A 12,818-nucleotide genomic window follows, 5' to 3' on the forward strand; every position below is an offset into this window, starting at 1 on the left:
TCTTGTCTCCTCTGAGGGTGTCGCTTGTCGTTGCAAGTGCAGATCCTGCCTGCTTGTTGCTGCTTCGCTTTCCTGTGCTCGTTCCTGCGCTCGTTTTTGTGCTCGTTTCTATGCTCTTTCCTGCCGTCCTGCCTTTCCGTTTGCTGCCTTAGCCTGTGCCCCCATCGCCAAGGAAGCGACGCATGCCTGCCGCCGCCTCGGCGCTCGTCACCTGCGCCACGAACGCCACGCGCTCGCGCTCCAACCCAGCGGCCAGCACTTCGGCATCCCAGCACAGCAGCGCGCGCGTATGCGCCACGCTGCCAGGTATCTTGTCCTTCAGGCCGGCCGCCAGGGACAGCGCCATCGCCTCGGCCTCGCGGGCCGGCGCGAGATGCGTCGCCAGGCCCAGTGCCACGGCCTGGCTGGCCGTCAGCGTGGTGTTCTCAAGCTGGATCGCCCGCGCGCGCGCGGCGCCGATCAGTTGCGGCAGCATCGCCGTCCAGCCACCGTCCGGGCTGAATCCCACCACGGTGTAGTAAGGCGCAATGCGCGTGCCCTCGCCCAGCACCATCATGTCGCAGGCCAGCACCAAACCCAGTGAGCCCCCAGTCAGCCAGCCTTCTACCGCCGCGATCACCGGGCAGCGCAGTGCCGCCAGGCGCAGGATGGCTGCGTTGAGCAGGCCGAGCAGGCGCTGCGCATACTGCGCCAGTTCCGCGCTTTGCGGCACGAAGGCGGCAAAAGCACCGACATCGCCACCCGTGGAAAACGAGCGCCCCGCATGGCTCAGCACCACGGCGCGCACATCCGGGTCCGCCTCCATGCGCTCCAGCGCGGCCAGCAGCGCTTCGAGCAGTTCCGGCACCAGGCTGTTGTGCCGCTCCGCGCGATTGAGCCGAAGCACGGCCGTGCTGCCAACACGTTCGACCAGCACCAACGCGCTCATCGCGCCGCCAGCCCATGCGAGATCATGTCGAAGGCCGTATCGACCACCTTGTCCATCGACGCCGGCCGCTTCCACAGCGCATAGCGCATGCCTAGGAAATTGCTGATGCCGATCAGGCACCACGCCCGCACTTCGGCGTCGCCGGGCGAGATCTCGCCCTGGTCTTCGGCCTTGCCCAGGCGCCGGCTGTAGACGTCGGCAAACACCTGGAAGTAACTGCTGTAGATGGTCTCGTCAACCGAGTAGGAATCGAGCACGATGCGGTACAGATTCTTGTGGCGCGACACAAAGGACAGGAAAGCCTTGAGCCCGAGCCGCTCGGCCTCGATCTGCGTCTGCGCCGGCCCCACGTGCTTGCGCAGGTGGGCCCGCACCAGTTCCAGCATGTGCTGCACCAGCGCGCGGAAGATGTCTTCCTTGTCCTTGAAATAGAGATAAAAGGTGCCCATGGCCACCTCTGCCTCCTGCGTGATCTCGGAGATCGAAGCCACGTAGTAGCCCTTCTCGCCGAACACTTTCTCGGCGGCGCGCAGCAGCGCTTCGCGGGTCTTCTGGCCGCGCGCGGTCTTGGGCTGGCTTACGCCGGATTCGGTAAGGGACATCGGGGCTCCGCAGTGGCTGGTCAGGCCGGAAACAGCAGTCAGGCAGCGGCATTGCACCGCGGAAACTGCGTCCTCCGGCGACCCTCAAAACATGATAACTGATTCATGTTTCATGATATAAAGTTAGCGATCCGTATGTCAATACATGGCTTACCCGGAGCTTTGGCCACGCACGTGGCCAGGCCAGATGCCCAGACTGCAAGTTCGCCATTGGATGCTTCGCACGCGATGACTAACGCCGAGCCCGCCCCCGCCTTCGATAGCCACCCTGCTTCCGGTTCGCGTCCCGGCTGGCGGGAGGCAGGCGATGGCCGGGCACTGCTGTTGCTGCACGGCTGGTCGCTATCCGGCGAGGCGTTCGACGGCCAGCGCGCGCTGGCGCGTCATGGCTATCGCGTGATCGCCCCGGACCATGCCGGGCATGGCTTGTCTGCTGCACTGCCGCACGCCGGACAAGCCAGCCTGGCGCAGCTTGCCGCCGATGCTGCCGGGTTGATCGGGCACCTGGGGTTGCGGGACGTGGTGGTGATCGGGTGGTCGATGGGTGCCATGGTGGCCTGGGAATTGATGCGCGGGGATCCCGCCCTGCCCCTGGCGGCAATCGGCGCCATTGACATGACACCGCGGCTGGCCAGCGCGGCGGACTGGCCGCACGGCCTGCATCCGAACTACGACGCAGCGCAGGCAGCCCACATGGCCGCGCACGTGCGCCGGGACTGGCCGCGCCTGATCGATTCGGTGCGCGCCGGCTTATGGGCCGCCGGCAGCAAGCCCGATGCGCACGAGACGGACCGGATCGCCGGCATCATGCGCCAGTGCGCGCCGGATGCGCTTGCCGCGCTGTGGGAAGACATGGCCCGCCAGGACTACCGCCCGGCGTTGCGCCAGGCTCGCCTGCCCTTGTTCCATCTGGTCGGGGAGCGCAGCCGACTCTACGCGCCAGCAGTGGGACAGGCCACGCTGGCACTGCAGCCGGCTGCCCGGCTTGTCACCATCGACGGCACCGGCCATGCCCCGCACATGGAACGGCCAGCCGCCTTCAACGCCGCGCTGGCGCAGATGCTTGGGTGGCTGGACTCACTGGACTCACTGGATTCATTGGATTCACTGGGGTCGTCAGGCTCATTGGCTTCTACGGGCGCTCAGGCCAGCAGCCGGTAGGTCCACAGGCCCAGCACGGTCAGCAGCAGCGAGCCGCCAAGGTGCGCCAGCAGGTGCACCGCCGCCCAGCCATAATCGCCCGCCATCAGGTTGCCCACGACCTCGCTGGAGAACGTGGAAAACGTAGTCAGGCCGCCCAGGAAGCCGGTCACCGCCAGCAAGCGCCATTCGGGCGACAACTCCGCATGCGCGCCGAAGAATCCCACCGCCAGCCCGATCAGGTAGCCGCCGACCAGGTTGGCCGTCAGTGTCCCATAAGGCAACGCCGGGTTGGCGGCATTCCACAGCACTGAGAACGCCCAGCGCAGCCAAGCTCCCACCGCGGCCCCGACCCCGACCGCCACAAAACCGAGCGCGCCCATCAGCGCTTGAGACCCAAGGGTTCCACCGGCTCCGCCTCGCCTTCGCCGCTGGCATTGAGCGAGCGAATGCCCCAGCGCGCCAGCGCGGACGCATCGGTCACGCGCGCGTCGACCCAGCGCGCACCCTCCGGCGTCTGCTCCTTCTTCCAGAACGGCGCCTCGGACTTGAGGTAATCCATGATGAATTCGCAGGCGGCAAAGGCATTGCCGCGATGGGCGGAGGCTACCGCCACCAGCACGATCTGGTCCAGCGGCAGCAAGGGGCCCACGCGATGCACAATGGTGACGCCAAGCAGCGCCCAGCGCTCCCGCGCCACCGCTTCGATCCGGGCCAGCGCCTTTTCGGTCATGCCGGGATAGTGCTCCAGCTCCATCGCACTGACCGCGCTGCCGTCGTTCATGTCGCGCACCGTGCCGACAAAGCTGGCCACCGCGCCCACGCCTGGCTGGTCACTGCGCAGCGCCGCCACCTCGGCGCCCAGGTCGAAATCCTCGCGCTGTACTCTGACGCTCATTTCAGCCTCCGGTCACGGGCGGAAAAAACGCCACTTCGCAGCCCTCGGCCAACACGCTGTCCGCACTGGCCACCTCGTGGTCCACGGCCATGCGCAAGGCACGGCCCTCGGCCAGCACCTCGGCCCAGGCGCCGCCGCGGGCTCCGAGCCAATGGCGCAGGTCCGCCACGGTGGCCACCTCGGCCGGCACCGCGACGCGCTCCTGACCCAGGCCCAGTTGCTCGCGCACGCTGGCAAAAAAACGGAGTTCGATGTTCATGGCGGTCTCGCTCCTTATGCCAGCAGGCCGTCGAAGCTGATGAACTGCACGGTATCGCCCCGCGCGATCGGCTGGTTGGGCGGATTGTCGACCAGGCCCTCGCCCCACACCGTGGAAGTGAGCACACCCGAGCTCTGGTTGGGGAACAGGTCGAGCCCGCCGGCCTGGTTGAGGCGCACGCGCAGGAACTCGTTGCGGCGGTCGCCCTTGGGCAGGTCGAAATCGGCACGCAGCGGCAGCCGGCGCGGCATCACGTCCTGCACGCCTTGCAACCGCAGGATGAAAGGCCGCACAAACAGCAGGAAGGTAACGAAGCTCGAGACGGGATTGCCCGGCAGCCCCAGGAAAAAAGCCGGCGCCTGCCCAGCGCGCGCCACCTCGCCGAACGCCAGCGGCTTGCCCGGCTTGATAGCGATCTGCCACAGGTTGAGCCGGCCTTCGGCCTCGACTGCCGGCTTGATATGGTCTTCCTCGCCCACCGAGACGCCGCCCGAGGTGATGATCAGGTCATGCCCCTCGGCGGCCCGGCGCAGGGTGTCGCGCGTCGCGGCCAGGGTGTCAGGCACGATGCCGAAATCGCTGACCTCGCAGCCGAGGTTTTCCAGCAGCCCGCGCAGCGTGAACCGGTTGGAGTTGTAGATGGCGCCCGGCTTGAGCGGCTCGCCCGGCATGGCAAGCTCGTCGCCGGTAAAGAACACAGCCACCTTGACGCGCCGCACCACGTCCAGCGACGCCTGCCCCACCGAGGCCGCCAGGCCCAGCGCCTGTGGCGTCAGGCGCGTGCCGGCAGGCAGGATCACGCTGCCGGCGCGGATGTCCTCGCCGGCCCGGCGGATCCACTCGCCCGGCTGCGGCGTGTGATTGACGATCACATCCTCATCCTGCGCCACGCACTGCTCCTGCATGACCACCGCGTCGGCCCCCGGCGGAATCAGCCCGCCGGTAAAGATGCGCGCCGCCGTGCCGGCCGCCAGCGCCGTGCCGACATGGCCGGCGGGGATGCGCTGGGCCACCCGCAGGCGCGTGCCGGGCGCCGTCAGGTCGGCGCTGCGCACCGCGTAGCCGTCCATCGAGGTGTTGTCGGCCGGCGGCACGTCCAGCGTGCTCGCCACCGGCGCGGCCAGCACGCGGCCATTGGCGTCGAGCGTGGCGATGCGCTCTGCCTCGGCAAGCGGGCGGGCGCCGGCCAGCAAGGCTTCGAGGGCCTGGGCCATGGTCAACATGGGGGGACGGGCGGGCGCGGCGGCTTGGGTCATGAGGAAAACGGGTAAGTGAGACAGCGTGGTCAGCGTCAGCGTAAGCAGTGTCAGGCCGCAAACCCATGACCATGCAGCGCCCATGGGAAACGGCCCGCGTACCGCCCCCGATACATCCGGAGCAATGCGAGGGCCGTGCGATTTCTGCTCGGCAAGTCTGATTGTAGCGAGTTGGCGCGCTGCCGGCAGGAACACCGCCGGCAGCGGCCGGGGCTTACAGGCCGGTGTGGCCGGCGATGTAAGCCTTGATCCGGTCGGCATCCGCCGGCATCACCTCGAAGCGCTGCGGCAGGTTTTCGATGCCTTCGAAGGCTGCCGGACGCTCCGGCTCATGGCCAAGCGCCTCGCGGATGGTGTCGGCGAACTTGGCCGGCAGCGCGGTCTCCAGTACCAGCATCGGCACGCCGGGCGTGAGATGCTCGCGCGCTACCTTGATGCCATCGGCGGTGTGGGTGTCGATGGTGATGCCGTAGCGCTCGGACAGGTCGCGGATGGTGGCGAGGCGATCTTCGTGCGTGCTGCGGCCCGAGACAAAGCCGAAGGCGCGGATGCGCTCGAATTCCGGCGTGCCGGACAGATCAAAGCCGCCCTTGGTGTCGACGTCCTCGCGGAACATCTTGGCCAGCTTGTCGCCATCGCGGCCCAGCAGGTCGAAGACAAAGCGCTCGAAGTTCGACGCCTTCGAGATGTCCATGCTCGGACTGGAGGTGTGATACGTCTCGGCCGACTTGCGCACGCGGTAGGTACCGGTGCGGAAGAACTCGTCGAGCACATCGTTCTCGTTGGTGGCAACCACCAGCTTGTCGATCGGCAGGCCCATCATGCGGGCGATATGGCCGGCGCAGACGTTGCCGAAGTTGCCCGACGGCACGCAGAACGAGACCTTCTGGCCCGGGCCGTCGGTAGCGAGCAGCCAACCCTTGAAGTAGTACACCACCTGGGCCACCACGCGCGCCCAGTTGATCGAGTTGACCGTGCCGATCTTCTGGCGAGCCTTGTAGCCGAGGTCGTTGGAGACTGCCTTGACAATGTCCTGGCAGTCGTCGAACACCCCTTCCACCGCCAGGTTGAAGATGTTCGGGTCCTGCAGGCTGAACATCTGCGCGGTCTGGAACGCGCTCATCTTGCGGTGCGGGCTGAGCATGAAGACACGAATGCCACGCTTGCCGCGCATGGCGTATTCCGCCGCGCTGCCGGTATCGCCGGAGGTAGCGCCCAGGATGTTCAGCTCCTGTCCGGCACGCGCGAGCGCGTACTCGAACAGGTTGCCGAGCAGCTGCATGGCCATGTCCTTGAAGGCCAGCGTGGGGCCGTTGGACAGGCCCAGCAGCTGCAGCTGCGTGCCGCCCTCTTCGCCCAGCGTGCGCAGCGGGGTGATGTCGGCGGTGTTGTCGCCGGGGCGGGCGTTGCAGTACACCTCGGCGGTGTAGGTCTTGCGCGTCAGGGCGCGCAGGTCCTCGGCCGGGATGTCGTCGCAGAAGCGGGACAGGACTTCAAAGGCAAGATCGGCGTACGACAGCTTGCGCCAGGCTTCCAGCTCGTCGGCCGTGACCTGCGGGTACTCCCGGGGCAGGTACAGGCCGCCGTCCGGGGCCAGGCCGCCCAGCAGGATCTCGGAGAAGGTTTGCGGCATCTCATGGCCGCGCGTCGACAGGTATTTCATCGGTGCGTTCAGTTCAGTTCTTCCATGCGCAGGCGCGTGACGGCGGACAGCACGGTCGGCAGCGCCTCGATCTTGGCGATGGCGGCGTTGACCTGCTTCTCGAGCGTGAGGTGCGAGAGCATGATGATGTCGGTCTGCGGCTCGCCTTCACGCGACTCCTTCTGCAGCATGGCATCGATGGAGATGCCGGCGTCGGCCAGGATGCGTGTGATGTCGGCCAGCACGCCGGTCTCGTCCGCCACGCGCATGCGCAGGTAGTACGAGCTGGTGACTTCCTCGATCGGCAGGACCGGCACGCTGGACAGTTCGTCCGGCTGGAACGCCAGGTGCGGCACGCGGTGCTCGGGGTCGGCAGTGTGCAGGCGGGTCACGTCGACCAGGTCGGCGATCACGGCCGAAGCGGTTGGCTCGGCGCCGGCGCCCTTGCCGTAGTACAGCGTGGCGCCCACGGCGTCGCCTTGCACCAGCACGGCGTTCATGGCGCCTTCCACGTTGGCGATCAGGCGCTTGGCCGGCACCAGCGTCGGGTGCACGCGCAGCTCGATGCCGTTTTCGCGGCGGCGCGTGAGGCCCAGCAGCTTGATGCGGTAGCCCAGCTCTTCCGCGTAGCGGATATCCACGGCCGACAGCTTGGTGATGCCTTCCACGTAGGCCTTGTCGAACTGCACCGGCATGCCAAAGGCGATCGAGCTCATCAACGTGATCTTGTGCGCGGCATCGATGCCTTCGATATCGAAGGTGGGATCAGCCTCGGCATAGCCCAGCGCTTGCGCTTGCTTGAGCACGGTGTCGAAGTCCAGGCCCTTGTCGCGCATTTCCGACAAGATGAAGTTGGTGGTGCCGTTGATGATGCCGGCGATCCACTCGATGCGGTTGGCGGTCAGGCCTTCGCGCAGCGCCTTGATGATCGGGATGCCACCAGCCACCGCGGCTTCGAAGGCCACGATCACACCCTTCTTGCGCGCGGCTTCGAAGATCTCGTTGCCATGCACTGCCAGCAGCGCCTTGTTGGCGGTGACCACGTGCTTGCCGTTCTCGATGGCCTTGAGCACCAGTTCGCGGGCGATGCCGTAGCCGCCGATCAGCTCGATCACGATGTCGATCTCGGGGCGGGTGACGACCTCGTTGGCGTCGGCCACCACCTCGACCTGCCCACCGGTCAGCTCGCGGGCGCGTTCGGTGTTGAGGTCGGCCACCATGGCAATCTCGATGCCGCGCCCGGCGCGGCGGCGGATTTCTTCCTGGTTACGTTGCAGCACATTGAACGTGCCGCTACCGACGGTACCGATGCCAAGCAGGCCTACTTTGATGGGATTCATGGACGATCTGACTCTGAGTTGCTGAAAAATGGATTGCGCCGCAAGCGTGCCGGTTCAGGCCGCGCGGCCGTGGCGTTTGCGGTAGGTCTCGAGGAAGCGCCCGACGCGGCTGATGGCCTCGCGCAAGTCTTCCTCATGGGGCAGGAACACGATACGGAAATGGTCGGGCTTGCCCCAGTTGAAGCCAGTGCCCTGCACCAGCAGCACCTTGGACTCCTGCAGCAGCTCATAAATGAACTCCTGGTCGTCCTGGATCGGGTACATGGACAGGTCGAGCTTGGGGAACAGGTACAGCGCGGCCTTGGGCTTGACACAGGTGACACCCGGGATCTGCGTGATCAGCTCATGGGCAAGATCGCGCTGGCGGCGCAGGCGCCCGCCTTCGCCCACCAGGTCGTTGATGCTCTGGTAGCCGCCCAGCGCGGTCTGGATGGCCCACTGGGCCGGCACGTTGGCGCACAGGCGCATCGAGGACAGCATGTTCAGCCCCTCGATATAGTCCAGTGCGGGCCGCTTGTCGCCCGACACCACCATCCAGCCGGCGCGGTAGCCGCACGAGCGGTAGTTCTTGGACAGGCCGTTGAAGGTCACGGTCAGCACATCGGTCGACAACGCGGCGATGGACGTGTGGCTATGGCCGTCGTACAGCACCTTGTCGTAGATCTCGTCGGCAAAGATGATCAGGCCGTGTTCGCGCGCGATCGTCACGATGGACTTGAGCAACTCATCCGAATACAGCGCGCCGGTGGGGTTGTTCGGGTTGATGACGACGATCGCCTTGGTATTCGGCGTGATCTTGGCGCGGATATCGTCCAGATCGGGCATCCACTCGTTGGCCTCGTCGCACACATAGTGCACCGGGGTGCCGCCCGACAGGCTCACCGCCGCGGTCCACAACGGATAGTCCGGCGCCGGGACCAGCACTTCGTCGCCGCTGTTGAGCAGCGCATTCATGGACATCACGATCAGCTCGGAGGCACCGTTGCCGACGTAGATGTCGTCCAGGCCCACGCCCTCGATATTCTTCTGCTGCGTATAGTGCATGACCGCCTTGCGCGCGGCGAAGATGCCCTTGGAGTCCGAGTAGCCAGCTGAATTGGGCAGGTTGCGCATCATGTCCTGCTGGATCTCTTCCGGCGCATCGAAGCCGAAGACAGCCAGGTTGCCGATGTTCAGCTTGATGATCTTGTGGCCTTCCTCTTCCATCTGCTTGGCCTTCTCCAGCACCGGGCCGCGGATGTCATAGCAAACATTGTTGAGCTTGTTGGATTTCTGGATCGGTTTCACGGCGATGTTGGCAGGAGGCAAGCGCCGCCGGGTAGCGGCGGCTATCTAGGGAATCTGGGTGGAAATGGAGCGGCCCGGGTAGCCTGTGCGCTGCGTTGCAACGCAAAACGTGGCAGGCAGGGAGGCAAAAGCTATAATTTATCGGATTATGACAGACTTCGGCAGGGATTCTTGCATTGCAGCGTACGCCGCCGGTACCACGGGGCCGCGGCAAAGCCGCCCGGCCCGCCTGCCCCAAAATGCTCTCAACCCGCCCTGCGCTGCCCCGGCCGAGTCGCCGCGCGCGCCGCGAAGGGCAGCGCCAGATAAGGTTCGCCCTTGAAACTCCACGCTGACCAGCCCAATGCCCTCAACACGGTAACGTCGTACGGCCCGGGCTATATCGAAATCAATATGGTGCGCCACACCCAATCCGTGCTGGTCATGCCCGAAGGCGAGATCCGGCCCTGGCCGGTGCAACGCTTCGAAGACCTGGAACCCGCGCACTTCGAGGGCCTGCTGGCGCACTCGCCCGAGGTGGTGCTGCTGGGCACCGGCAGCCGCCTGCGCTTCCCGCATCCCCGGCTGACCGCCTCACTGGCGCGCCTGCATGTCGGGGTGGACGCCATGGATCTGCAGGCCGCCTGCCGCACCTATAACATCCTGATGGCTGAAGGCCGAAAAGTGGCAGCCATCCTGCTGCTGGAGGAGCCTGCCTGAGCCCGCCCGGCGGCCCTGGGGGCCGGTTCTCGCAAGTTGGGCATACGCCGCGCTTGAAGTTAGCCGCCCCGCCCCCATCTGCCGCCACCATGGTGGCCGCACTCACGCAGCCACCTCCTTCCTGCCCCTCCCAGGAGCCATAAGAATGACAACAGCCAGTCTCAGCCAGCCCGTACCCGATTTCAGCGCGCCCGCCACCGGCGGCACGTTCAGCCTCGCCGCCCAGCGTGGCAAGACCGTTGTCCTGTATTTCTACCCCAAGGACAACACCCCGGGCTGCACCACCGAAGCCATGAATTTCCGCGACCAGCATGACGACTTCGTCAAGGCGGGCACGGTGGTCTTCGGCATCTCGCGCGACAGCCTGAAGTCACACGAGAACTTCAAGGCCAAGCTGGAACTGCCCTTCGAGTTGATCTCCGATGGCGATGAAGCCGTGTGCCATCTGTTCGATGTCATCAAGATGAAGAAAATGTATGGCAAGGAAGTGCGCGGCATTGAGCGCAGCACCTTCATCATCGACGGCAAGGGCATCCTGCGCCATGCGCTGCGCGGCATCAAGGTGCCCAACCACGTCGACGAGGTGCTGGAAATCGTGCGCGGACTCTGATCCGGGGCTTGATCCACGGCGATTCGGCCCGGCGCTTTCATGCGGCGCAGCAACACCTTCAAAAGTCCTCTCGGCAAGCGATTGCAAAAGAGAAAACCTTCGGATACATTGACCTTTAATGAGTTCAAGATCCGGATGCCACGCTGCTTCATCGTCCCGGCCCAGGCGCACCCTGCCACAGGCCGGTAGCGGACCTGCCGTGTCTCCGGTCCGAAAAAAAGCCGCCAAACCTGCTACCCAGGTTGGCGGCTTTTTTGTTTGTGTGTTTTGTACGCACAGGACACGATCCCCAAGTACGCGGCGCCATGCGGCCGCGCCAGTGTCCTGCGCTGTTTTCCAGCCGTCTTCTCCCCCTGAAAGGAAAGCCTAGCATGCCGCTGCCGACCATGCCCGCCAAGCCTGCCCAATTGCTTGACCCGAGCGAATTCGCCCCGGTGACCAAGCTGACTAAGGCCAAATCAGCGTCGCAGGGTAAGAAACCTGTGCCGGCGCTAGAGCGTGTGGCCTTGCTGGAAACCGGAACTAGCAAAGCGGAAAATGCACCGGCCGTAGTGGCCAGTGCCAGCGGTTCGACACGAGCGCGCACCAAGGATGCGCCGCCGTCCGCGCTGAAGTCCGTGCCATCGCTGGCCGCCGTGCCCAAGGCTCCCGCCAAGGCCCCCGGCACGACCAACCGTCGTATGCAGAAGCACACCGGCCCCAGCAAGCTGTTCGTGTTGGACACCAATGTGTTGATGCACGACCCGTCCTCTCTGTTCCGCTTCGAAGAGCACGACGTCTATCTGCCGATGATGACGCTCGAGGAACTGGACAACCACAAGAAGGGCATGAGCGAAGTCGCGCGCAACGCCCGCACCGTCAGCCGCACCCTCGATGCGCTGGTGGGCGGCACCGACGGCGTGCTCGACGACGGCTTGCCGCTCGCCAAGCTGGGCAACCGCGACGCGCAGGGCAAGCTGTTCCTGCAGACCAAGCTCAATGAGATCAAGCTGCCCGACGGCCTGCCGCAGGGCAAGGCGGACAACCAGATCCTGGGCGTGGTCAGCGCACTGCAGCAGCAGTTCCCGGAGCGCCAGGTCGTGCTGGTGTCGAAAGACATCAACATGCGCATCAAGGCGCGCGCGCTCGGCCTGCCCGCCGAGGATTACTTCAACGACCAGGTCCTCGAGGACAAGGACCTGCTGTACTCGGGCGTGATGCTGCTGCCCAACGACTTCTGGGCCAAGCATGGCAAGGGAGTGGAAAGCTGGCAGGACCCGAAGTCCGGCGCGATGTTCTATCGTCTGACAGGCCCGCTGGTGCCCTCTTTCCTGGTCAACCAGTTTGTCTTCCTGGAACCCAGCGACGGTAGCCTGCCGCTGTACGCCCAGGTCAAGGAGATCAACGGCAAGACCGCGCTGCTGCAGACGCTCAAGGACTACACGCACCACAAGAACAATGTGTGGAGCGTGACCGCCCGCAACCGCGAGCAGAACTTCGCGCTCAACCTCCTGATGCATCCGGAGATCGACTTCGTCACCCTGCTGGGCCAGGCCGGTACCGGCAAGACACTGCTGGCGCTTGCCGCGGGCCTGGAGCAGGTGCTCGACCAGAAGCTCTACAACGAGATCATCGTCACCCGCGCCACCGTGCCGGTCGGCGAGGATATCGGCTTCCTGCCGGGCACCGAGGAAGAAAAGATGCAGCCCTGGATGGGCGCCTTCGACGACAACCTGGAAGTGCTGCAAAAGAGCGACGACAGCGCCGGCGAGTGGGGTCGCGCGGCCACCCAGGAACTGATCCGCTCGCGCATCAAGGTCAAGAGCATGAACTTCATGCGCGGACGCACCTTCGTCAACAAGTTCGTCATCATCGACGAGGCTCAGAACCTGACGCCCAAGCAGATGAAGACGCTGGTAACGCGTGCCGGCCCCGGCACCAAGATCATCTGCCTGGGCAATATCGCGCAGATTGACACGCCTTACCTGACCGAAGGATCGTCCGGCCTTACCTACGTGGTCGACCGGTTCAAGGGCTGGAGCCACAGTGGCCATGTGACGCTGGCGCGCGGTGAACGCTCGCGCCTGGCCGACCATGCCGCGGATGTCCTCTAAGGGGCGGGAGCGCATCATCGCTGAAGACTAAGCGTTCGCAACCTCTGGCACCGTCGGATGCCTT

13 protein-coding genes are annotated in these 12,818 nt (G+C 65.5%); 4 read left to right on the plus strand and 9 right to left on the minus strand.

Annotated elements, in window-relative coordinates:
• Positions 1–148 precede the first annotated feature (148 nt).
• Both F7R26_RS11085 and F7R26_RS11090 read right to left on the minus strand, forming a co-directional pair.
• Positions 149–928: an enoyl-CoA hydratase/isomerase family protein gene (locus F7R26_RS11085; protein WP_150983642.1), complete on the minus strand. Its 780-nt coding sequence runs from the start codon at positions 926–928 to the stop codon at positions 149–151.
• Positions 925–1,530: a TetR/AcrR family transcriptional regulator gene (locus F7R26_RS11090; protein ID WP_150983643.1), complete on the minus strand. Its 606-nt coding sequence runs from the start codon at positions 1,528–1,530 to the stop codon at positions 925–927. The genes F7R26_RS11085 and F7R26_RS11090 overlap by 4 nt, the downstream gene beginning before the upstream one ends.
• Positions 1,531–1,758: 228 nt before the next feature.
• Between F7R26_RS11090 and F7R26_RS11095 the strand changes: the two genes are divergently transcribed.
• Positions 1,759–2,691, plus strand: a complete 933-nt coding sequence (locus tag F7R26_RS11095) for an alpha/beta fold hydrolase (protein WP_150983644.1) — start codon at positions 1,759–1,761, stop codon at positions 2,689–2,691.
• Here F7R26_RS11095 and crcB read toward each other — a convergent pair.
• The 7 genes from crcB to F7R26_RS11130 form a co-directional block, all read right to left on the minus strand.
• Positions 2,673–3,053: a fluoride efflux transporter CrcB gene (crcB, locus tag F7R26_RS11100; protein ID WP_150983645.1), complete on the minus strand. Its 381-nt coding sequence runs from the start codon at positions 3,051–3,053 to the stop codon at positions 2,673–2,675. The genes F7R26_RS11095 and crcB overlap by 19 nt on opposite strands.
• Positions 3,053–3,568 (minus strand): molybdopterin synthase catalytic subunit MoaE, encoded by a 516-nt coding sequence (gene moaE / locus F7R26_RS11105; RefSeq protein WP_150983646.1) that lies wholly within the window; start codon positions 3,566–3,568, stop codon positions 3,053–3,055. The genes crcB and moaE overlap by 1 nt, the downstream gene beginning before the upstream one ends.
• Before the next feature lies 1 nt (position 3,569).
• Positions 3,570–3,827, minus strand: coding sequence for a molybdopterin converting factor subunit 1 (moaD, locus tag F7R26_RS11110; RefSeq protein ID WP_043347211.1), 258 nt, complete (start codon positions 3,825–3,827; stop codon positions 3,570–3,572).
• A gap of 14 nt (positions 3,828–3,841) precedes the next feature.
• A complete protein-coding gene (locus F7R26_RS11115) occupies positions 3,842–5,083 on the minus strand; it encodes a molybdopterin molybdotransferase MoeA (RefSeq protein WP_150983647.1) in 1,242 nt (413 codons plus the stop codon).
• Between the two features lie 214 nt (positions 5,084–5,297).
• Positions 5,298–6,746 carry a threonine synthase gene (gene thrC / locus F7R26_RS11120; protein WP_150983648.1) on the minus strand — a complete coding sequence of 483 codons (1,449 nt, stop codon included), beginning with the start codon at positions 6,744–6,746 and terminating at the stop codon, positions 5,298–5,300.
• 8 nt (positions 6,747–6,754) lie between these two features.
• Positions 6,755–8,065, minus strand: coding sequence for a homoserine dehydrogenase (locus F7R26_RS11125; RefSeq protein ID WP_006161584.1), 1,311 nt, complete (start codon positions 8,063–8,065; stop codon positions 6,755–6,757).
• A gap of 54 nt (positions 8,066–8,119) precedes the next feature.
• Complete coding sequence (locus F7R26_RS11130; RefSeq protein WP_150983649.1) at positions 8,120–9,352, minus strand: pyridoxal phosphate-dependent aminotransferase; 1,233 nt, start codon at positions 9,350–9,352, stop codon at positions 8,120–8,122.
• A 318-nt stretch (positions 9,353–9,670) separates the two neighbouring features.
• On the opposite strand from F7R26_RS11130, the gene F7R26_RS11135 reads away from it, so the two are divergent.
• The 3 genes from F7R26_RS11135 (at position 9,671) to F7R26_RS11145 (ending at position 12,754) form a co-directional block, all read left to right on the plus strand.
• A complete protein-coding gene (locus F7R26_RS11135) occupies positions 9,671–10,051 on the plus strand; it encodes an Mth938-like domain-containing protein (RefSeq protein WP_150983650.1) in 381 nt (126 codons plus the stop codon).
• 145 nt (positions 10,052–10,196) lie between these two features.
• Positions 10,197–10,661 carry a peroxiredoxin gene (locus F7R26_RS11140; protein WP_150983651.1) on the plus strand — a complete coding sequence of 155 codons (465 nt, stop codon included), beginning with the start codon at positions 10,197–10,199 and terminating at the stop codon, positions 10,659–10,661.
• Between the two features lie 371 nt (positions 10,662–11,032).
• Positions 11,033–12,754: a PhoH family protein gene (locus F7R26_RS11145; RefSeq protein WP_043347227.1), complete on the plus strand. Its 1,722-nt coding sequence runs from the start codon at positions 11,033–11,035 to the stop codon at positions 12,752–12,754.
• Positions 12,755–12,818: the final 64 nt, after the last annotated feature.

Source organism: Cupriavidus basilensis, from assembly GCF_008801925.2.
Taxonomy (GTDB): Bacteria; Pseudomonadota; Gammaproteobacteria; order Burkholderiales; family Burkholderiaceae; genus Cupriavidus; species Cupriavidus basilensis.